Below are 21,077 nucleotides of genomic sequence, written 5' to 3' on the forward strand. Positions count from 1 at the left end.
ATACGGCTGTCTGGCAGTTTCACCCCGGCAGGGGTCAGTGATCAAGAGGCTATTGATCTGTTCCATGGGATCTATCAAGACGGCTTAGAGGCATTACGACAAGCATTTTTAGATTGAAGATTTAATAAGTAAAAGAGGCGTGTATCCGAGGTGAAATTTGAACTTGGATACACTCTTTTTTTGTTCGCTCAAATACAGAAGCGTTCATAAAATATGCCCAAGTATGATTTGCTGTGCTCAAGGTTCGAACTTGTGGGTCATACCATCCTTTCCATAAAAGCAGGAAAGTGCATGAAGCAAGAGGAATACATAGACAAATCATCAAGCGAAGGAGGTTATGAAGTGGCGTTTCCGACACATATCGTATCTGCAGGCGGTATTGTAGAAGATGGAAAGGGAAATATCCTATTAGTAAAAGCGCATGACGACGGTTGGGTATATCCTGGGGGAATCACTGAAGTTGGCGAAAACCTGATGGATGGCGTGATCCGTGAAATCAAAGAGGAAAGTGGAATAGACGCCACGGTTAGCCATTTAATCAGTGTGGTTTCAAATACAGCGATCCATAAGTGGTATGACGGTGTAACAGATGTTCCTACGAAGGTCATGTTTGATTTCGTGTGTACAGCTGTGGGGGGAGAGTTAGCGACGTCTGAGGAGACGAGCGAATGCAGGTGGGTTCCCAAAGAAAATGTTTTGGATTTGATCACCTTACCCGCAATCCGCATGCGGTACGAAGCTTATTTGAACTTTAACGGCTCTGTGAATTATATGGAGTACGTCACTGCAACAACTTCTGAATGTCAGGTTAAACTTCAAAGAAACATTTAGTTGTACGTGCCATTAAATCCTTTCATTTGAATAGCCGCATGATTGCGGCTTTTTGAAGTTCTCCTCCTATTGTGCCGGCGCGGCGGCTAAGAACTCAAGGCTAATGTTGAAGAAAGCATCCTACTGTTCTACATTCCGGAATAATAGGATTTAAACTGTGAAGGCGTCATATTCATATAGAACCTGAACCATTTGGAAAAATAACTGACATGCTGATAGCCAGACTCCAGAGCAGCCTCAAGCACATTGTACGATCCTGTGCTCAGCAAATTAGCAGCTTTGTTGATGCGGATAAAATTCAGAAATTCCATCGGCCGCATCCCGGTCTGCGTTTTGAAAAATTTGCAAAAATGGGAGCGGCTGAGAGAAACTACGCCAGCCAACTGATCCAATGCTAGCTTTTCGTGAGAATGCTCTTCCATAAAAGCCAGCACTTTTTTGATTTGCTGGTTATATTCGTTTCCGGGGCTGTTTCGCGGCTCTGCTCTTTGTTCCATCATTCCGAACTGGCACATATCTGCAATCAGTTGCAGGAGAAGGCCCTTCAAGCTCAGCTCGTAAGCGGGTGAACGGTTCTCGTAACGAACAAGGATCTGTTTTATATAGCCCAACAATTCGGGAGGCGTGCCGCCTGAAACCGATAATAAGTCGGGAAGTCGGAGTTCCCCAAGCAGGATTGGCCCAAGGAACAGCTCCTGGATTCGATCCGCTTGGAGCGAAGACAACCAGGATAACTTAAATACGATCGAGTAATAGCATATCCCCATATCTTGATCGTTAATTCCCGAATGGAGTTCGCCTGGGTGAACGACCAGCGCTTCTCCTTCACGGATAGCAAACTCCCGGCTTTCGATTCGGAATGTGGCCGTTCCCTTGGACAAATAAATGATTTCCATCTCATTATGCCAATGGACGGGGAGAATGGAATGAACCCCGGCTTGATGCTCCACTTTGTATATATACAGGGGGAAGCCGGGAACTCCGTGCAGCTTGTTTTCTCGGTACCGGTGCTCGTACATTTGGGCTCTCCTAAAAATCGTAATATAGTGACGATAGTACGCGATTAAATGCTAGATCATTCAAAAACAACAATAATATCATTATATTAAATCACATCCTTAGGGAAAGGAGTAGTGATATTCATAAAATCCGGGTTTCATACATTTTTATGGTATGGATCATAACCGATGGAAAAGAGGTGAACGGTTTGTTTACCAACTTTCGCCTTGATGAAGTAAGGTTGACAGACAGTTCCTTTGCATTTCGCAGACAACTTGTAAAAAAGTATATTGTTGAATTTGATCTGAACCGGCTTATGCATACGTTCAAAATGAACGCCGGGCTTCCGTCCAACGCGGTGCCCTTGGGCGGGTGGGAAAGCGAAGATGGCGGTCTCCGAGGACATTTCGTCGGGCATTATCTGTCTGCCTGTTCCAAATTTGCCTTTGCCGATCAGGACGAGGGGTTGAAATCAAAAGCAAATGAAATCGTCGATATGATGGAGTTATGCGCTAAGCCTAACGGATATTTGAGCGCTTTCGAAGAGGAGAAGCTCGATACGCTCGAATTCGAGGAAAATCGAAATGTATGGGCGCCGTACTACACCCTGCACAAGAATATCCAGGGGTTAGTCGATTGCTATGCGTATCTCGGCAGTGAAAAAGCTCTGGCTCTTTCCGTAAATCTGGCCCACTACATTCACGGACGTTTTGAAAAGCTTTCCTTCTGGAAAATCGATGGGATTCTGCGTTGTACGAAGGTGAACCCTGTAAATGAGTACGGTGGGATCGGCGACGCCCTGTACACCTTGTATGACATCACCGGCGATGCCAAAATACTTGAGCTGGCCCAACTCTTCGACAGGGATTATTTCCTGGATCATCTTGCGGACGGCAAGGATGTGCTTGAAAATCTGCACGCAAACACTCACCTGCCGATGATTATAGCGGCAATGCACCGGTTTGACCTTACGGGCGAGGAAAAATATCGAACGGCGGCCTTGAATTTTTATGCTTACTTAAAGGGAAGAACTTTTGCCAACGGAAACAACAGCTCAAAGGCCACCCATTTTATCAAAGGCGGAGTTTCCGAAAAATCGGAGCACTGGGGAGGCTACGGACAGCTGGCAGATGCATTGACCGGCGGCGAATGCGAGAGTTGCTGCGCGCATAATACGGAAAGGATTCTGGAGCGGTTGTTTGAATGGTACGGGGCGGTTGAGTATCTGGATCATATGGAATCGCTGAAATACAATGCGGTGTTGAATAGCGCCAGCGATGAAACGGGCCTTTCGCAATACCACCAGCCGATGGGCAGCTGCGCGATCAAAAAATTCAGCGATCCGTACGATTCCTTCTGGTGTTGTACCGCCTCAGGCATTGAGGCAATGAGCGAACTGCAGAAGAACATCTGGTTTAAAAGCGGGGATGCTCTGCTGATGAATGCCTTTATTCCATCTGCTGTGGTTTGGAAAGAAAAGCATGTCACAATCACACAGCATACGGAATTCCCCGATGGGCTTACGTCCAAGCTCGTGGTTGATGCAGCCGGACCGTCAGCTTTCAAATTAATGCTCAAGGAAAAAGCAGTTAAAGCTGTAAAAATCAATTCCGCTCCGATCGAACTTATCAGGGAAAACGGGTACGTCGGGATTCAACGTGTTTTTCAGGATCAGGATACGATTGAAATTGAAATAGAGGCTTCCCTGCATTTGGTTCCGCTCCAAGGTTCAGACCGTTTGGCAGCGGTGATGTTTAGCACCGTGTTACTGGCTCAAATCGGGCAAGGTTCGCTTTTGCAAGGGATGTCAAATGCAAATATCAACGAAAGATTCGTCAGGGCGGAAAAGAAGCAACTGGAGTTTGCCCTTGACGATGACCAAGTCAAACAAGCGAAATTCATACCGCTATTCAGAGTTGAGGAAGAAGCGTATTCCGTATATTTGGACTTAGAAGAGGATTCCAGCCTCAACCGCCGTTTTTCCTTTGCTAAAGATGGCAGCTCGGCGTATGAAGAAGCGTGAAGTCATATTTAAAGGAGTGAACGTTTATGATGAAAAAACAAGGGCTAAACCCCTATCTCCCATCGTGGGAATACATACCTGACGGGGAACCGTACGTTTTTAACGACAGAGTTTATGTATATGGCTCGCATGACCGCTTTAACGGACATGTGTTTTGTTTAAACGACTACGCTTGCTGGTCGGCACCCGTGAATGATCTAGGCGACTGGCGGTACGAAGGCGTGATCTACACCAAAACGGATGACCCGCTAAATCCTGATGGCAGAATGTGTCTTTATGCGCCTGACGTCACAGTCGGACCGGATGGTCGTTATTATCTTTATTATGTCCTGGATAAGGTTCCGGTTGTTTCGGTTGCCGTCTGCGATACACCTGCTGGAAAGTATGAATTTTACGGATACGTAAGGTACGCGGAGGGTACACGCTTGGGCGAAAGAGAAGGAGACGAGCCCCAGTTTGATCCGGGTGTATTGACAGAAGGGAAGAAGACGTACTTATATACCGGCTTCTGTGCACCCAAGGATAAATCCAGACATGGCGCAATGGCCACGGTGCTTGGTGAAGATATGCTTACCATTGTGGAGGAACCTGTATTTGTCGCCCCAAGTGAACCTTACAGTACGGGAAGCGGGTTTGAAGGGCATGAATTTTTTGAGGCTCCCTCCATCCGAAAGAAGGGTGATACCTATTATCTTGTCTATTCATCGATTGTCATGCATGAATTATGTTATGCCACCAGTAAATTTCCGACAAAAGGCTTCATTTATCAGGGCGTCATCATAAGCAACAATGATCTTCATATCGATTCCTACAAACCGGCGGACAAGCCGATGTATTACGGCGGTAATAACCATGGAAGCATTGTGGAAATGAACGATAGATGGTTCATATTTTATCATCGCCATACCAACGGTACGGCTTTTAGCCGGCAGGGCTGCATCGAACCGATCGTCATTCGGGAGGATGGAACGATTCCTCAAGTGGAAATGACCTCTTGCGGTCCTAATGACGGCCCGCTTGTGGGTCGCGGTGAATACCACGCCTACTTGGCATGTAATCTGTTCTGTAAAGACGAAGAATTGTATACAGGCGGTTTTGGCTCAGGGGCATGGATGGACAGCCGTTTTCCGAAGATCACGCAGGAGGGAAGAGACGGAGACGAAGAGATCGGATACATCGCTAACATGACAGACTCCGCTACTGCCGGTTTCAAGTATTTCGACTGCCAAGGAATCCGGAAGGTGACAATCAAGGTGCGTGGTTATTGCCAGGGCAACTTTGAAATTAAAACGGCTTGGGACGGCCCGGCTCTCGGTAAAATACCCGTTAACTTTACGAATATATGGACGGAATATTCAACGGATCTCGTCATTCCGGATGGCATACAGGCTCTATATTTTACGTACACAGGCAGCGGAAGCGCGGATCTGGCTTCGTTTATTTTAGAGTAAGCCGCCCGGGAACCAGCTTCCCAAAAAAATACGCAAGCAGTTCCGAGCATTTTCCGGAACTGCTTTTTGGTTTGTGTGATCTTTTAATGATAAAGCCATGGGGGCCGAGTATTAAAAAATGACAACGCTTTCTTAAGAATGTTGGCTTACGAGCAGGTGGGTCAAGAGGATAGACTAGCAATAAAGGAGGAGCGCATATGGATTTGGATGCACAGTTTACGAGAACTGCGGATCACGGCGGCCAGCAGCACCAATTATGGAAGCGGTTCAAAAAGCAAAAAGTACTGCATGTATTTGTAGGGCTGGGTATGATCTTTCTGCTGATTTTCTCGTACACGCCGATGTTCGGTATTCTTATGGCGTTTAAAGACTACAGTATTTCAAATGGTATCAAGGGGATCTTTACCAGCGAGTGGGTCGGTTTGAAATATTTCGATGAATTCATCCATGATTATCAGTTTGCCACGATTGTACGCAACACGCTTGTCCTGAGCTTACTGAAGGTCATCTTCGCTTTTCCCGCACCGATTTTGCTTGCGATCCTGTTGAATGAAGTGAAAAATATGGCGTTCAAGCGATTCGTTCAGACGATCAGCTACCTGCCGCATTTTATTTCCTGGGTTGTTGTCGTCGGAGTATCCTACGCCTTCCTGTCTGCGGATGTTGGCATGGTAAACCGGGCCCTGGTCGAAACCGGGCTGATTGACAAACCGCTCAACATTTTGACGAGTCCGAACTATTTCTGGGGGCTTGCCGTCGGCAGTGCGATTTGGAAGGAAATGGGCTGGTGGACGATCATCTTCCTGGCCGCCATCACCGGGATTAATCCTTCGCTTTACGAAGCTGCCGAGATGGATGGTGCCGGAAGGCTGGCACGGATCCGATATATCACACTTCCGGGAATCAGAGGAACGATCGTCGTCGTGCTGGTGTTGACCATTGGCAGTATTCTCGGAGGCGGTCTGGTTGGCTCCAACTTCGAACAAGCCTACTTATACGGCAACAGTATCAACAATCCGACATCGGAAATTGTTCAGACGTACGCATTCAAGGTTGGTCTGAGTGACGGGCGATTCTCCTACGCGGCAGCAATCGATCTCATTCAGTCCGTCATCTCGGTCATTTTGATATTTTCCAGTAACTTCATTGCCAAGCGGGTGTCAGGGTCAAGCTTATTCTAAAAAGGAGGGCTGGTGGTGCTGAAGAGCCAAAGACAGAAGGATGTTATTTTTGACAGCTTTATTTACATCATGTTGTTTATATTGATGCTCATCATGCTGTATCCATTCTATTATGTATTCATCGCCTCGTTTAACAAAGGCTCCGATACGCTCCTGGGAGGCATTTATTTGTGGCCCCGAAACGTAACTCTGGAAAATTACAAAATTTTTCTGGAAGATCCGAAGTGGTATCGAGCCTTTTTGGTCACGGTTGCCCGGACGATATCGGGTACGGCATTGGGACTGCTGCTGACAAGCCTGGTCGCTTACGCCCTTTCGCACCGTGATTTGTTGTTCAGCAAAACGTATTTTACGGTCATCATTTTCGCGATGTACTTTTCCGGCGGATTGATTCCTTATTATGTTGTGCTGCGCTCGATCGGATTGCTTAATTCATTTGCAGTGTACATCGTGCCGTCCTTGCTCAACACGTTTTTCCTGCTTATTGCCATCTCGTTCTTCCGCGAAATCCCGGGCGAACTGAAAGAATCTGCGCATATCGACGGCGCTGGCGAACTCAAGATCTTTTTTCGGATCATCCTGCCGGTCTCGACGCCGGTACTCGCCACGATGGCGTTATTTATGGGCGTCGGCCAATGGAATTCATGGCTGGACTCCGCCTATTTCGTGCAATCGGAAAACTTGAGGACGCTTACCTTTCGGATGATGGAAGTGATCAACAAGAGCAACACGCCTCTGGATTCCATTGCCGTAGCAAACAGCGCCTCGGCTTCGGCCGGAGTGACAAGCTTCTCGCTGCAGGTGACGGCGATGGTCATCTCCATCGTGCCGATCATATGCGTATACCCGTTTTTGCAAAAATATTTTGTGCATGGAATTATGTTAGGATCTGTGAAAGGGTAAATCGTTGTTTCTATATTTAACCGCTTACATTAAAATACCAGTAAATCCATTGGAGGGGTACACTTGAAAACAATCAAGAGCTATAAGCTGCTCGCTGCGGCACTGTCTGCGGTGCTTGTCTTTACAATGCTGTCCGCCTGCGGCGGCAACGGTAACGGCGGGAACTCGGCCGCGAAGCAGGACGGTGATTCTTCGGCATCATCAGGCGGCGTGAAGGAATTATCGCTGTTTATCGATGCGCCGTGGTATCCCGTTAAGGAATGGAAAGGCCCGGTAGCCGAGAAAATTACCGAAAAGACAGGAGTCAAGCTGAATGTCACGGTAGCAACCGACGATAAGCAGCTGCCGCTGATGATCGCTTCAGGAGATTTGCCCGACCTCGTCTTCACGTATGCTAACATCGATCGGCTGTCGGACTCGAAGCTGTCCTATCCCTGGAATGAGTTGATCGAAAAATATGCGCCCGATTTCAAAATCGACAAAACGAGAATCGCGATCCATACGATGGACGACGGCAATTTCTATACGGTGCGGAATTCCTTCGCTACGCAGGAGGAAATGGCTCAAAACAAATATTCGATTGGCAGCGACGGCCATCCTGGTATTGCCGTTCGGGAAGATATTCTGAAGGAGCTCGGCAATCCGCCGATCCAATCGCTGGACGATTTTGTAAAAGTTTTAGGCATGGTCAAGCAGAAGCACCCGGAGATGGTTCCGCTGGTTCTGGATAAGGAATGGGTTGAGCAGTATTTTATGCAGCAGTTCGGCACAGAAGCGCTCATTGATGGCTGGTATGAACGAGACGGCAAAATCGATTATGCGATCAGACAACCGAAGATGCTGGAGTATTTCAAGTTTATGAACAGCTTATATCGCAACGGATACATTCTCGCGGAAAATTTTGCTTTTGCGAATGATCAGATTGACGATCAATACGTGACAAGCGGCAAAGCCTTTGCTCACGGCTACACCGTTTCCGCTGCGGAAGCGGACAACAATAAAATCAAGAGTAACGGGGGCGCCTTTACGTTGAAAATGCTTCCGAGCGCATTGTCGAAGGATGCCAAAGCCGTGAGTACGGGCCTGGGATTTGCGGGTACCTTCATCACGAAGAAAAATAAGGATCCGGAAGCATCCATCAAGTTTATTCAATACCTGGCAAGCGACGAAGGCAAAAAATTGACCATGTTCGGTGTCGAAGGCGAACATTGGACCTGGAATGAAGCGGGTTATCCAAATCTGAAATACGACCCATCGGATGCCGATTTCGTTAACGGCAACGGAATCAAATGGTGGTACTTGTACAATGACGGGGTCACCGAAGGCATGTTGTCCTATGTTCCCGGAGCGCAGAAAACACAAGCGTTAATGGAGACGAAGGCCATCACGACCTATAAACCGGCGATCGGTCTTATCCAAACGCAGCCGGATTCCAAAGAAAAGACGCTCAAAACAAAAATCGACGAGATGATCAAGAATGAGAAGGTCAAGATTTACCTGGCGAAATCCGAAGAAGAGGCGGTTGCCAATTACGAGAACATGGTGAAGACCGCCGAGAATATGGGCTTGCAGCAGCTTGTCGATTGGGCAAATGAGACATACCAGAAGAAGAAAAGTTTGTTTGAGTAACACGATGCCATTAAACCGGTAGGGACGTAAAATCTCTACCGGATTTTGCTTGCTCATGGTACGTTTAGTAGAAATAAACCGGCAGCGGGGGGATTCAAGACCGTGAGTATCGTGCGCAAAATTATTATCGGATATATTTTCTTTGTCTTTATCCCGGTCGTTACGTTTGGATATTACTACTACGTACAAATCTACGGCAATCTGACCCAGCAATTCGTAGAAAGCCGGCAAAAGATCCTGGAGCAGGCCAAGGCAAATATGAAAGCGGATTTGACCCGCATCGAATCCGTCCATCGCTTGCTGCAATATAACCCGTATGTCACGGACTACCTGGGCGGAGTTTATGGATCCGACGCCGAAAGCATATATGCCTACAACCGTTATATCAGTCCGATCATGACACAATCGCTATTTGCCAATCCGGAAATCGAGTCGCTTCGAATCTATAAAACCAAGAAACAAGCGCTTCGAATTACCGACCGTTTTCTCGATATGTCATCTCTTGATGCACAGGGCAAGAAGATAGCAAGTTCATTAAAACCCGGTCAAGGAGGATGGATTGTCCAAAATCCGGAGGCTCAAGAACCGCGGCTTGCTTTTTATCAGAACATTTATAACCCGGAGTTTACCGAAATTGTCGGGCTTCTGGAGCTGCGCATTGGCGGCAGTCTTATGCAGAAATTTTACAAGGCTATCGGCATAGAAGGTGACTGGGAGGCGATCCTGTTACCGTTTGGTGAGGAGGCAGCGGAGGACACGGCTTCCGGAATGGATGAGGAGACGCTCAAACTGCTCGGCGGAAGTGACAATAAGCCCTATTTCATTAACCGGAAAACGATCGTGAATCAGCTCTCCTTTGAGGAGCTTGGGGTCAGAGTTGTTGTGATTGGAAAAGTAGACGTCGTGTTTCACGCGATCAAGCGCAAAGAGATGATTCTGATCTCAACCGTCATCGTTTTTTTGGCTGCATTGTCGCTAGCGTATTATGTACTCGCTTCCACAATCACCAAGCGCATTCTTCGCCTGGCCAGACACATGCGTAACCTGGACGACAACAATATGAGACCGTATATCAGCAAGCACGACAGTCCGAACCGTCTGGATGAGATTGGCTTTCTGATCATGACTTACAATTCGATGATTCAGCGGATGGACGAATTGATTAACAATGTCCACCGGGCTGAGCTGCGAAATAAAGAAGCGGCCTATAAAGTGCTTCAGGCTCAAATCAAACCGCATTTTCTTTATAATACGCTCGAAACGATCAGAATGCTGGCCGAGTCCAATAACGATAAGGAGGTAGCCGACATTTCCTTTTGGTTCGGGAAGCTGATGCGTTACAGCTTGTCCTCCAAGGAGGATCATACGGTTCTCGCCCAGGAAATCGAGACGGTCATCTTCTATCTGAAGATTCACAAGATGCGGCTCCGAAACAGACTGAGCTACGATCTGGACATCGATGTGGATGCAGATCGGATCGATTGTCCCCGGTTTATGCTCCAGCCCTTGATCGAGAACAGCATCGTCCACGGAGCTGCAGCAACACTTCGGCCCGTCCATATCAGGCTGCGTGCGTATGAAACGGCTGACGAAGTTCGGATCTCCATATCTGACAGTGGGGCAGGCATGCCGGAGGACAAGCTGTCCAGGCTCCGTACACTGCTCATGGGGGATAGTGACAACTATTCCAGCAGAGAGACCGAGGGCGGTGGTGTGGGCCTGATTAACGTCAGCGAACGGGTGAAATCCTTTTTCGGCGGTGATTCACGGCTGGTTATTGATAGTGAGCAAGGAGTGGGAACATGTCTCACAATCATCATAACGAAAGGGGCGGCGGTTAACGATGAAACTATTGATTGTAGATGATGAGCCGATTATTCTTGAGGGATTAGTCAAGGTCATCAAGGACGCGGCTCCGCTCGGTACGGAGGTGCGAGAGGCAGGCAACGCTTTTGAGGCTCTTGAAGTCATGAAGGGTTTTATGCCGGATGTCACGGTAACGGATCTTCATATGCCGGAAAGAAACGGTTTCGAGTTGATGGAGGAGGCGAAAGGGAACGGGCTGTGTAAGCGGTTTATTATTCTGACTGGCTATGACGAATTTGAATACGTAAGAAGAGCACTGCGCAGCGGCGTCGTGGATTATTTACTTAAACCGCTGGACAAAGACGAAATTGCTAACCTGCTAGCACTTATCGATGAAGAGCTGCCCTCCGAAGCCGATTCCGACTGTGAACGGCACACGAAACGCATTCTTGCTTACACGCAAACGAATTTTATGAACGATCTTTCCTTGGATCACCTTGCCGATTTGATGAACCTTCATCCGAATTACATCAGCAGCCTGTTCAAGAAGGTGACAGGAGACACGTTTATAAATTATTTGAACGCATTTCGGATCAAGGAAGCGCAGAAATTGCTGAGGACGCATCGGCATCTTTCCGTAAGCGAGGTCGGTCGGCGGGCGGGGTTTGAAAATAAACATTATTTCACCAAAGTCTTCAAAAAGTATACAGGAATCACACCGGGTGCCTACCGTGAAACAGATGTTATGGATAATTTAGAGGTGGATTCTAAGGAAAGCTGCTAAACTGGGAGATGACTCATGGTCATTAAAACGTTGATTGAACTGGATTGAACACACCATTTTTTCGCCTGTGAGGCGGATTGGAGGAAAAGCATGACGAATACGAATCCCACGGAGACCGTGGAACAGAAACAGCGATTATGGTACCTCAAGCCTGCCGCAGAGTGGAACGAGGCACTGCCGATTGGGAACGGCCGGCTCGGCGCCATGATCTTTGGCGGAATAACCGAGGAGAAGCTGCAGCTGAACGAAGATTCTGTATGGTATGGCGGTCCGCGTGATCGCAATAACGATGACGCCCTGGCGCATCTGCCGGAAATCCGCAAACTGATTATGGAGGGACGCCTGAAGGAGGCGGAGTCACTTGCGGGGATGACGATGGCGGGGCTGCCCGAATCGCAGAGACATTACTTGCCGCTCGGCGATCTTCTGATTTCGTTCGATCGTCATGAGAAGGCCGGGGATTACGAAAGGGAGCTGGATTTGGAACGCGGCGTTTCCCGGGTCAGCTACCGGATCGGAGATGTCCGGTATATCCGTGAGTTGTTTGCCAGTTACCCGGATCAGGCGATCGTGATGCGGATTTCCGCTGACAAGAAGGGGGCGCTTTCCTTAAAGGCAAGGTTTAACCGCCGAAACTGGAGATACATGGAGAAGACGGAAAAATGGGGCCAGCAGGGGCTTGTGATGCAAGGGGAATGCGGCGGTAAAGGAGGCAGCTCGTTCTGCGCTATTGTGAAGGCGCTTCCAGAAGGCGGAGAGTGCAAGACCATAGGCGAATATTTATTGGTTGAAAATGCGGATGCGGTTACGCTGATGCTTACCGCGGGTACCACCTTCCGGCATCCCGATCCGGTGATTTACGGTAAACGACAGTTAGAGGAATTGAGCCGGGTTTCCTATGCCGAGCTGCTTGCCCGGCATGTGAAGGATTACTTTGAATTGTTCGGGCGGGTTACCCTGAGGCTGCCGGAAAGTCCAGGCAAAAACGCGCTGCCGACCGATGAAAGACTGAAACGGTTCCGGGAGGGTGAAGAGGATAACGGACTAATCGAAAAGTATTTCCAATTTGGCCGATACTTGCTTATTTCCTCCAGCCGGCCGGGTTCCCTGCCTGCGAACCTTCAAGGGATCTGGAACGATAGTTTTACTCCGCCTTGGGACAGTAAATTCACGATTAATATTAACACGCAGATGAACTACTGGCCGGCGGAGAACTGCAATCTGGCCGAGTGCCATGAGCCATTGTTCGATTTGATCGAAAGGATGCGTGAGCCCGGACGGGTCACGGCGAGCGTCATGTATGGCTGCCGGGGATTCACGGCGCATCACAATACGGATATTTGGGCGGATACGGCGCCGCAGGATACATATCTTCCGGCATCATTCTGGCCGATGGGCGCTGCCTGGCTGTGCCTGCATTTATGGGAGCATTATCGCTTCAGCCAGGATCGTTATTTTCTTGCGCGTGCCTATGAGACGATGAAAGAGGCAGCGTTGTTCCTGCTCGATTATTTAATCGAGGACAACGAGGGACGCCTGATGACTTGTCCATCGGTCTCCCCTGAGAATAGTTACAGGCTGCCCAATGGCGAAACAGGAGTTCTCTGCGCCGGGGCCACCATGGATTTTCAGATCATCGAAGCGCTGTTTGACGCTTGTATCCGCAGCGGGGAAATCATTGAAAGAGATGAGGCGTTCCGAGAGGAGCTCGCTGCCGCCTTGAAGCGGCTGCCCAAACCGCAAATCGGCAGACATGGACAAATTCAGGAGTGGATGGAGGATTACGAGGAGGCGGAGCCGGGACACCGCCACATCTCTCATCTATTCGGGCTTTATCCAGGCGAAGGCATTAACGTGGATTCCACACCGGAGCTGGCCGCAGCGGCTCGTACGACATTGGAGCGCAGGCTGGCTAATGGCGGCGGACACACCGGCTGGAGCCGGGCGTGGATCATCAACTTCTGGGCCCGGCTGTTGGATGCCGACAAGGCTTACGACAACGTAAGAGCGATGCTCCAACATTCCACGCTGCCTAACCTGTTCGACAATCATCCGCCGTTCCAAATCGACGGCAATTTCGGCGGCACGGCAGGTATAGCCGAGATGCTGCTGCAAAGCCACGCCAGTTTGATCCGGCTGCTGCCCGCTTTGCCTGCCGGCTGGAGCGACGGGGAAGTCAGAGGGCTGAGGGCCCGAGGCGGCTTCACCGTGGATTTCACCTGGACGAAGGGCCAGGTTACCGAAGCGGTCGTAACCTGCGCGGTTTCCGGTCCATGCCGTCTGGAAGCACCTGGTCTTGATCCCGTATCGTTTGAGGGAGAAGCCGGCCGTTCCTACACGTTCACCAAACGATTGAGTAATGAAGTAACACATTAATTGTTTGTGACTGTTTAAAAACTTATGACCGGATCATAGAGGAAGCCGATTATAGGATATCGTTAAATGAGTTACTGATCCGGCTCATAAGCTAGAGGCTGCTGCTGGACTTGGTTTCGGTACTCGCTGGGAGCCATCCCCGTCCAGCGCTTGAACTGGCGGCTGAAATGCGAATTGGTTTTATATCCGAGAATCATGGCGATGTGGTCGATCCCCAAATCGGTTTGCAGCAGCAAGCGCTGTGCTTCGTTCAGCAGCGTTTCGGACATAAACTTACGCGGGGCTTTCCCGTAGATCTGCTTAAAGATGCGGTTCACTTGCGAAGGACTCATATGGACCGACTTGGCAATATCCTGAATCCAGGTTCGTTCGTTTTCCCGAATCTCTCCGTGAAGGAGAATGTATTTTACGGAATCTTCAATTTGCTCGGCGATCTGCTGGGCAAGTGATTCCTTTTTGGATCGGGCGACGGTTGCAGTCTCTGACAGTTGGCCAACCAGGGATCCAAGAAGCTCGAAGACAGCCGCATGGACCTTCATCTGTTTGGATGTTGGGAGCGGGCTGCGCAGGTGCTCTGCCGCAAGACGATACAGCGTCGATAGAGACGGAGACAACCCTTGGACCAACGGCGAGTCTGACGGATAATAAAATTCCTTGCAGCGGTTGAGCTCCTTGCAAAAGGATGTATCGTCCACGCTGAAGTGAACGGAAAAGTAGGTGAAACCCTGGGATCCGGCACGGGTGCAGGAATGCGTCATGCCCGGATGGATGAACAGCAGGTCCCCCCGGGACTGCCGGTATTTTCGCCCATTAATCACCATGTCCATTTCTCCCTCCACGACCCAGTGGATCTCGTACATGGGATGCTCGTGGGAAGGATAGGTCCAGTTGGAATCCACTTGTCGCGCATGCAGGCCCAACAGCTGAAATGACATGCGGACATCGGGAAGACGGCCAACATAGACTCCGGGAAGCTCGGTCACGGCGATACCCTCCTCTGTATGGTACAAGTTATCAATTTGTTACGATTATAGCTTGATCCTTCCGGAAAAGAAATGCTTGAAAAGGGTAAATCGAAGTGAAGATTAGCGTATCGTCAAGGGTCATAGGCGATGATATGGTAGTATTATCAACCCTTATAGGGAGAAATTGGGGGCAATATTGAATGCGAATTATTCGATATTTGGACGGACGGCAGACGAGACTTGCGGCGGTTACGGATGATGAGAGGGCTTATCCATTGCCTCACTCTGATTTGATATCGTTGATCGATGAGGCCAGGGAGAAGGGCGTTTCACCTGTCCGAATTGTTGAAAGCGCTATTACGCCGCAAAATGAGCTGACTGCCGCATGGCCTTCATTGCAGCTGCTTACTCCAGTAGATGCGCCGGAGATATGGGCAGCCGGCGTCACCTATCAGCGCAGCCGGGAGGCGAGGAATTATGAAGCCACTGGCGGAAGAATGGATGCGGAGACGTTCTACGACAAAGTCTACGACGCCGTGAGACCTGAATTATTTTTGAAATCCACGGCAGCACGCACGGTCGGACCGAATCAGGATGTAACGCTGCGCAGCGATTCGGTATGGCAAATTCCCGAGCCTGAGCTTGGCTTGGTGCTTGCCGGCGACGGGACCATCGTGGGATACACGGCTGGCAATGACATGAGCTGCCGCGATATCGAGGGGGAGAACCCGCTTTATCTGCCGCAGGCAAAAATATGGCGGAAGTCCTGTTCGATCGGGCCCGCGATCCGGCTCGCGGATACCGTGGAAGACCCCTACGATTTCAGCATCGTTTGTCAGATTTACCGCGAAGGCCTCGTTGTGGTGGAAAGTGAGGCAAGCACAAGTCAGTTAAACCGCAAGCTGGATGAGCTGGTCCGCTTCCTGGCGGCGGACAACGATTTGTTTGACGGTACCGTTCTATTGACGGGCACAGCTATTGTTCCGCCGGCCGACTTCACGCTAGCTCCCGGCGACCGCATCGAGATTTCGATTAGCGGGATCGGGACGTTGGTGAACCACGTTATATCAAACTAGGTATTTGGGGAGGAGATTGTAATGACAGCATTCCAGGGAGAACAGATTTATCGCAATTTCATCAATGGAGAATGGACGGCGGCTTCCACCGGACAAACGGAGCCCAGCATCAACCCCGCCAATCGCCATGAAGTGGTCGGTTATGTACCGGTTTCCACAGAAGAGGATGTGAACCGTGCCGTCGCAGCAGCTTCAGCAGCCCGGCGGGCTTGGCGCAGCCTGCCCGGATCGGAACGCGGCAATATCCTGTTTCGTGCGGCCAGCGTATTGGAACGGCGGGCTGATGAGGTTGCCGAGGCAATGACAAGAGAAATGGGCAAGACGCTGGCGGAAGCCAAGGGGGAGACGATGCGCGGAGTCGCTATCTTGCGGTACTACGCCGGTGAGGGGATGCGCAAGTCCGGTGACGTGATACCTTCGACGGACAGCGAGGCGCTGATGTTCACGACCCGGGTGCCGCTGGGGGTTGTCGGTGTGATCGCCCCGTGGAATTTCCCCGTAGCCATCCCCCTCTGGAAGACTGCGCCGGCTCTGATATACGGCAACACCGTTGTGTTGAAACCGGCCCAGGAAACGGCTGTGACCGCAGCCAAATTGGCCGAATGCTTCGAGGAGGCGGGAATTCCGGCGGGTGTCTTCAATCTTGTATGCGGCAGCGGTTCGGTGGTCGGTTCGGCGCTTGTGGAGCATCCGGACGTGGGCGGAATCACTTTCACGGGCTCCAACGAAGTTGGGAAGCGCGTCGGCGCGGCCGCACTGGCCCGAGGAGCCAAGTACCAGCTCGAGATGGGCGGCAAAAACCCGATTATTGTCGCCGGGGATGCAAACCTGGATTTGGCGGTGGAAGCGACGATCAGCGGCGGCTTGAAATCTACCGGTCAAAAGTGCACGGCGACCAGCCGGGTGATCGTTGTACGCGAAGTGTATGAAGCATTTAAAGCGAAGCTGCTGTCCCAAATCGAGGGCATTCGGCTTGGTGACGGCATGTTAGCCGAGACCTGGATGGGGCCCTGCGCTAATGAAAGGCAGCTGGAAACTGTGCTGCACTACATCCAAAAAGGGCTGGATGAAGGAGCCGTATTGCTGACCGGAGGGGCAAGGGCGAGCGGCCCGGCACTTGAGGACGGGTTCTATGTCCAGCCGACCGTATTTGACGGGGTGACTCCTCAGATGTCCATTGCCCGGGAGGAGATTTTTGGTCCAGTGCTTGCCCTGATTGCCGTGGACAGCCTTGAAGAAGCGATAGCGACGGCCAACGATAGCGATTATGGCTTGAGTGCCTCTATCTATACGCAAAATATAGGCGCCATGCTGTCCTTTATTCAGGACATGGATGCCGGGCTGGTCCGGGTGAATGCGGAAACAGCTGGTGTTGAGCTGCAGGCCCCGTTCGGCGGGATGAAAATGTCGAGCTCGCACTCCAGGGAACAGGGGCAGGCGGCCATCGAATTTTTCACTTCCATCAAAACGGTTTTCGTGAAGCCATAATCTTGGGGAGGGTGCCATGCACAATTCGATCAAGTCGATCATGGGGAAGGATGACCTGGCAAGCGGCGACATTACAACGCATGCCCCCGGGATGCAGGGAAGGCTGCCATTAACAGATGATCTGCTGAGAAATGCCCCAAGCGGAGACCTGTTTGGCATGTCCCAAAACGTCGGGATGGGCTGGAAGCCGGGAGAACTGAACGGAAAGCAGTTTCTGATTCTGAGCACGCAGGGAGGGATTCGCCAAGAGGACGGCAGTCCCGTGGCCCTGGGATATCACACAGGACACTGGGAGGTTGGCTTGCTGATGAAGGCTGCGGCGGAGGAAATTTCCGGCCGCGGTGGTATCCCGTTCGCCGGCTACGTGAGCGATCCCTGTGACGGCAGGTCACAGGGAACGTCGGGTATGTTCGATTCGCTCCCCTACCGGAACGACGCAGCCCTCGTGTTTCGCCGGCTTATCCGCTCGTTGCCTACGCGAAAAGGTGTTATTGGCGTTGCCACCTGTGATAAGGGGCTGCCTGCCATGATGCTTGCGCTTGCGGGTATGCCACAGCTTCCGGGAATTATCGTTCCCGGAGGGGTAACGCTTCCGCCGACCGAAGGGGAGGATGCCGGCAAAATTCAAACCATCGGCGCCAGGTACTCAAGCGGCGAACTCACGCTGGAAGCCGCGGCGGAGCTTGGCTGCCGGGCCTGTGCGACGCCTGGAGGAGGATGCCAGTTTCTCGGTACGGCGGCAACGGCCCAAGTTGTCGCCGAGGCGCTTGGCATGACGGTTCCTCATGCCGCTCTTGCGCCTTCGGGCCAGCCGATCTGGGAGGAAATGGCTCGTCAATCCTCCCGAGCACTGATGGCGATGGGGTCTCAAGGACTGCGGATGGGTGACATCCTCACAGATGCGGCGGTACGAAATGCCATGGTCGTTCATGCTGCGTTCGGAGGCTCGACCAATCTGCTGCTCCACATCCCCGCGATCGCCCACGCAGCCGGATTACAGGTGCCGGCGGTCCAGGATTGGATCCAAGTCAACCGGGATGTACCGCGCATCGTCAGCGTACTGCCGAACGGCCCGGTTTTTCACCCAACCGTTCGGGTATTTCTGGCCGGAGGCGTGCCGGAAGTGATGCTGCACCTCAGACGTCTCGGCGTACTGGATGAATCGGTGCTTACAGTAACAGGCTCCTCACTGGGAGAAGTTCTTGATTGGTGGGAATCGTCGGAGCGTCGTCATCGGCTGCGCAAGCAGCTTAAGGAAAAGGACGGAATCGATCCGGACAGTGTCATTATGAGCCCGGAACAATCGAGGCTCCTTGGCATCACTTCCACCGTCACGTTTCCAACCGGGAATATCGCTCCGGAAGGCTCTGTGATCAAATCCACATCGATAGACCCTTCCGTCCTGAATGAGGAAGGCATATATCATCATAAAGGCAGGGCCAAGGTGTTTACAACCGAACGCGACGCGATCCGTGCGATTAAGAACGGGGGTATTCAGGCAGGGGATATCATGGTTCTCATTGGCAGGGGACCGTCCGGAACGGGCATGGAGGAAACGTATCAGCTCACGTCCGCGCTTAAGCACCTGTCCTTCGGTAAATATGTGTCGCTTATCACCGATGCCCGTTTTTCCGGCGTTTCAACCGGCGCGTGCATCGGTCATGTCGGCCCTGAAGCGCTGGCAGGCGGACCGATCGGCAAGCTCAAGGACGGCGATTGGATTGAAATTGTCGTTGACCGGAACCGGCTGGAAGGGCGGGTTGATTTTATCGGAGAAGGGGACCAGGAGATAACGCCGGATGAAGGGGCCCGATTGTTGGCCCAGAGGCCATTCCACCCAGGAATGCGTCCCGATGATGACCTCCCGGACGACACAAAGCTATGGGCTGCTCTGCAAGCCGTCAGCGGAGGCACTTGGAAAGGCAATGTTTATGATGTGGAGCGAATCGTCACAGCTATCGAAGCCGGAAAAAAGGCGCTTGGTTGGAACTAAAACCTAGTAAACCTGATCAAAATTCTGTAAGGAAATTATGGGATGATCATTGCTTTCATATCAATAGAAGGACTGCTGATTATTTCGGTGGTCCTTTTGTTATTGAAGTAAAGGGCTGTTATTCAAGACAGGGACATCAAGCCTAACGGAGGTAAGGAACAACAGAGATATGCATAGGGGAATAAGAGCTGGCCGAGATAGCTTCTGGTAGAGCGGCTCTTGTGGGTTCAGCGTAATTTGCCCGTTGAGCTTGTTACCAATTATTACATACCGTATAATTTCAATGTGCGGCCAAGTGTGCACAATGCGGTAAAGAACAAATTTAATAAGATAAGGAAGTCACTCATGAGAAAATGGTTAGTATGCACGTTGGCGATCATGCTGAGCTTAGGTGCATTTTCCCCCGCGATCTACGCTTCTGAAATCCGTGTATCCGTGGATGGGCGTGAAGTACAATTTCCGGACGGACACCCCTATGTCGATCAAAAATCCAGCCTTACGATGGTTCCGCTTGCTTTTGTATCCGACAAGCTCGGAGCGACAACGAAATGGAACGGAAGTTTAAAACAAATCACGATCTCGCTTAACCGTGACATCATTATTTTGGTGATTGGCCATAGTTATGCACTGGTGAATGGGAAAAGGGTGGACTTTGCAGGGTCGGCGGTGCTTAAAAATGGCCGCACGATGGTTCCGCTGCGCTTTATTAGTGAAGCTCTGCACTCCAACGTGGATTGGCAGCCTTCGAGCAATCTGGTGAGCATCATGTCTTCGGTGGCCCGGGTTCCGAAAGGAACATGGATATGGGACAGTCACATTCTCAAACAGGATCAAGATCAAATACTAAATTTCGCAAAAGTAAAAAGTGTAACATCCATTTACCTTCAAATCGACAGAGATCTAGATCCGGCAATTTATGAAGGGTTCATCCGGAAAGCGAAGAAGGAAGGAATTCAAGTGGAGGCACTTGAGGGCCGTCCCGAATGGGCGAAAAAGTCTGCTCAGGGGGATATTCAAAAATTTATAGCGTGGGTGAAAGCCTATAATTCTTCTGTTGGCCCGGAAGCAGGCTTCACGGGATTGCATTTCGATATTGAGCCTTATGGTCTTAGCGAATGGACCACGGACAATAAGACCATTCTTGAAAGCTGGATGGACAATTTGCGACTGATTGAGAAAGAAAGCAAAGGAAGCGGCTTGAACATCGCGATCGACGTTCCGTATTGGCTGAATACGATTAAATTACCGGGAAAGGATTACAGCATGAGCGCATGGATGCTGGAGAAGTTCGATTCCCTTGTCATCATGAATTATCGGAATCATGCGTTGGGCGGTAATGGCATTGTGGAAAATGCACAGGCCATGCTGGGGGAAGCTTCCACGCTGAACAAGAAGATTGTTATTGCTGTCGAAACGGTCAAAAGCAATGAGGGTCCGCGGGTCTCCTTCTATTCCATGAGCAGCGATATGATGGATAAAGAGCTGCAGTCCGCCCATAATCAATTGGCTCATTATGCAAGCTATGCCGGCTTCGCCATTCACGATTTCAAAAGCTGGCAGGACATGAAGTAA

Annotated in this window: 15 protein-coding genes and 1 pseudogene; 14 read left to right on the forward strand and 2 right to left on the reverse strand. The window is 50.6% G+C overall.

All coding sequences use genetic code 11. From position 1 onward, the window contains the following. Together K2F33_RS21560 and K2F33_RS21565 are read left to right on the forward strand one after the other, a co-directional pair. Nucleotides 1-117 (forward strand): annotated as a pseudogene (locus tag K2F33_RS21560) (SRPBCC family protein); the annotation flags it as partial. A gap of 174 nt (nt 118-291) precedes the next feature. Continuing rightward, nucleotides 292-831, forward strand: a complete 540-nt coding sequence (locus K2F33_RS21565; protein WP_412973937.1) for an NUDIX hydrolase — start codon at nt 292-294, stop codon at nt 829-831. Between the two features lie 128 nt (nt 832-959). Here the strand turns inward: K2F33_RS21565 and K2F33_RS21570 are convergent, their stop codons facing one another. Beyond that, nucleotides 960-1,850, reverse strand: a complete 891-nt coding sequence (locus K2F33_RS21570) for an AraC family transcriptional regulator (RefSeq protein ID WP_076164702.1) — start codon at nt 1,848-1,850, stop codon at nt 960-962. Nucleotides 1,851-2,029: 179 nt separating this feature from the next. Here K2F33_RS21570 and K2F33_RS21575 point away from each other — a divergent pair, with 179 nt between their 5' ends. The 8 genes from K2F33_RS21575 to K2F33_RS21610 all read left to right on the forward strand — a co-directional run bounded on the left by K2F33_RS21575 (nt 2,030) and on the right by K2F33_RS21610 (nt 13,983). Beyond that, nucleotides 2,030-3,853, forward strand: a complete 1,824-nt coding sequence (locus tag K2F33_RS21575) for a glycoside hydrolase family 127 protein (RefSeq protein ID WP_263882413.1) — start codon at nt 2,030-2,032, stop codon at nt 3,851-3,853. A 29-nt stretch (nt 3,854-3,882) separates the two neighbouring features. Next, the gene (locus K2F33_RS21580; RefSeq protein ID WP_263882414.1) at nt 3,883-5,304 is read left to right on the forward strand and encodes a family 43 glycosylhydrolase; all 1,422 of its coding nucleotides are present in this window, start codon (nt 3,883-3,885) and stop codon (nt 5,302-5,304) included. 197 nt (nt 5,305-5,501) lie between these two features. Continuing rightward, on the forward strand, nt 5,502-6,485 hold the full coding sequence (locus K2F33_RS21585) for an ABC transporter permease (RefSeq protein ID WP_076164706.1): 984 nt from the start codon (nt 5,502-5,504) through the stop codon (nt 6,483-6,485). Between the two features lie 15 nt (nt 6,486-6,500). Continuing rightward, nucleotides 6,501-7,388 carry a carbohydrate ABC transporter permease gene (locus K2F33_RS21590; protein ID WP_263878532.1) on the forward strand — a complete coding sequence of 296 codons (888 nt, stop codon included), beginning with the start codon at nt 6,501-6,503 and terminating at the stop codon, nt 7,386-7,388. A gap of 63 nt (nt 7,389-7,451) precedes the next feature. Then, complete coding sequence (locus tag K2F33_RS21595) at nt 7,452-9,017, forward strand: extracellular solute-binding protein (RefSeq protein WP_263878533.1); 1,566 nt, start codon at nt 7,452-7,454, stop codon at nt 9,015-9,017. A 102-nt stretch (nt 9,018-9,119) separates the two neighbouring features. Next, complete coding sequence (locus K2F33_RS21600) at nt 9,120-10,883, forward strand: sensor histidine kinase (protein WP_263878534.1); 1,764 nt, start codon at nt 9,120-9,122, stop codon at nt 10,881-10,883. Continuing rightward, a complete protein-coding gene (locus K2F33_RS21605) occupies nt 10,861-11,607 on the forward strand; it encodes a response regulator transcription factor (protein ID WP_212984029.1) in 747 nt (248 codons plus the stop codon). Before K2F33_RS21600 ends, K2F33_RS21605 begins: the two co-directional genes overlap by 23 nt. 90 nt (nt 11,608-11,697) lie before the next feature. Continuing rightward, nucleotides 11,698-13,983 (forward strand): glycoside hydrolase family 95 protein, encoded by a 2,286-nt coding sequence (locus tag K2F33_RS21610; RefSeq protein WP_263878535.1) that lies wholly within the window; start codon nt 11,698-11,700, stop codon nt 13,981-13,983. A gap of 71 nt (nt 13,984-14,054) precedes the next feature. Here the strand turns inward: K2F33_RS21610 and K2F33_RS21615 are convergent, their stop codons facing one another. Beyond that, nucleotides 14,055-14,918, reverse strand: coding sequence for an AraC family transcriptional regulator (locus K2F33_RS21615; protein WP_145137456.1), 864 nt, complete (start codon nt 14,916-14,918; stop codon nt 14,055-14,057). Nucleotides 14,919-15,148: 230 nt separating this feature from the next. Here K2F33_RS21615 and K2F33_RS21620 point away from each other — a divergent pair, with 230 nt between their 5' ends. From K2F33_RS21620 to K2F33_RS21635, 4 genes are all read left to right on the forward strand, one after another. Next, entirely contained in the window at nt 15,149-16,024 is an 876-nt protein-coding gene (locus tag K2F33_RS21620; protein ID WP_263878536.1) for a fumarylacetoacetate hydrolase family protein, read from the forward strand. Between the two features lie 21 nt (nt 16,025-16,045). Beyond that, nucleotides 16,046-17,512, forward strand: coding sequence for an alpha-ketoglutaric semialdehyde dehydrogenase GucD (gucD, locus tag K2F33_RS21625; RefSeq protein ID WP_263878538.1), 1,467 nt, complete (start codon nt 16,046-16,048; stop codon nt 17,510-17,512). Nucleotides 17,513-17,528: 16 nt separating this feature from the next. Beyond that, nucleotides 17,529-19,505, forward strand: a complete 1,977-nt coding sequence (locus tag K2F33_RS21630) for a YjhG/YagF family D-xylonate dehydratase (protein ID WP_263878539.1) — start codon at nt 17,529-17,531, stop codon at nt 19,503-19,505. A gap of 345 nt (nt 19,506-19,850) precedes the next feature. Continuing rightward, on the forward strand, nt 19,851-21,077 hold the full coding sequence (locus K2F33_RS21635; RefSeq protein WP_263882415.1) for a copper amine oxidase N-terminal domain-containing protein: 1,227 nt from the start codon (nt 19,851-19,853) through the stop codon (nt 21,075-21,077).

This window comes from Paenibacillus sp. PSB04 (genome assembly GCF_025809195.1).
In the GTDB taxonomy this organism is placed as follows: Bacteria; Bacillota; Bacilli; order Paenibacillales; family Paenibacillaceae; genus Paenibacillus_AQ; species Paenibacillus_AQ favisporus.

Bases quoted from the DNA above. Each gene is read 5' to 3' on its own strand.
- K2F33_RS21565 (WP_412973937.1), top strand. From the start codon at position 292: ATGAAGCAAGAGGAATACATAGACAAATCATCAAGCGAAGGAGGTTAT.
- K2F33_RS21570 (WP_076164702.1), bottom strand. From the start codon at position 1,850: ATGTACGAGCACCGGTACCGAGAAAACAAGCTGCACGGAGTTCCCGGC.
- K2F33_RS21580 (WP_263882414.1), top strand. From the start codon at position 3,883: ATGAAAAAACAAGGGCTAAACCCCTATCTCCCATCGTGGGAATACATA.
- K2F33_RS21585 (WP_076164706.1), top strand. From the start codon at position 5,502: ATGGATTTGGATGCACAGTTTACGAGAACTGCGGATCACGGCGGCCAG.
- K2F33_RS21605 (WP_212984029.1), top strand. From the start codon at position 10,861: ATGAAACTATTGATTGTAGATGATGAGCCGATTATTCTTGAGGGATTA.
- K2F33_RS21610 (WP_263878535.1), top strand. From the start codon at position 11,698: ATGACGAATACGAATCCCACGGAGACCGTGGAACAGAAACAGCGATTA.
- K2F33_RS21615 (WP_145137456.1), bottom strand. From the start codon at position 14,918: ATGTCATTTCAGCTGTTGGGCCTGCATGCGCGACAAGTGGATTCCAAC.
- K2F33_RS21620 (WP_263878536.1), top strand. From the start codon at position 15,149: ATGCGAATTATTCGATATTTGGACGGACGGCAGACGAGACTTGCGGCG.
- gucD (WP_263878538.1), top strand. From the start codon at position 16,046: ATGACAGCATTCCAGGGAGAACAGATTTATCGCAATTTCATCAATGGA.
- K2F33_RS21630 (WP_263878539.1), top strand. From the start codon at position 17,529: ATGCACAATTCGATCAAGTCGATCATGGGGAAGGATGACCTGGCAAGC.
- K2F33_RS21635 (WP_263882415.1), top strand. From the start codon at position 19,851: ATGAGAAAATGGTTAGTATGCACGTTGGCGATCATGCTGAGCTTAGGT.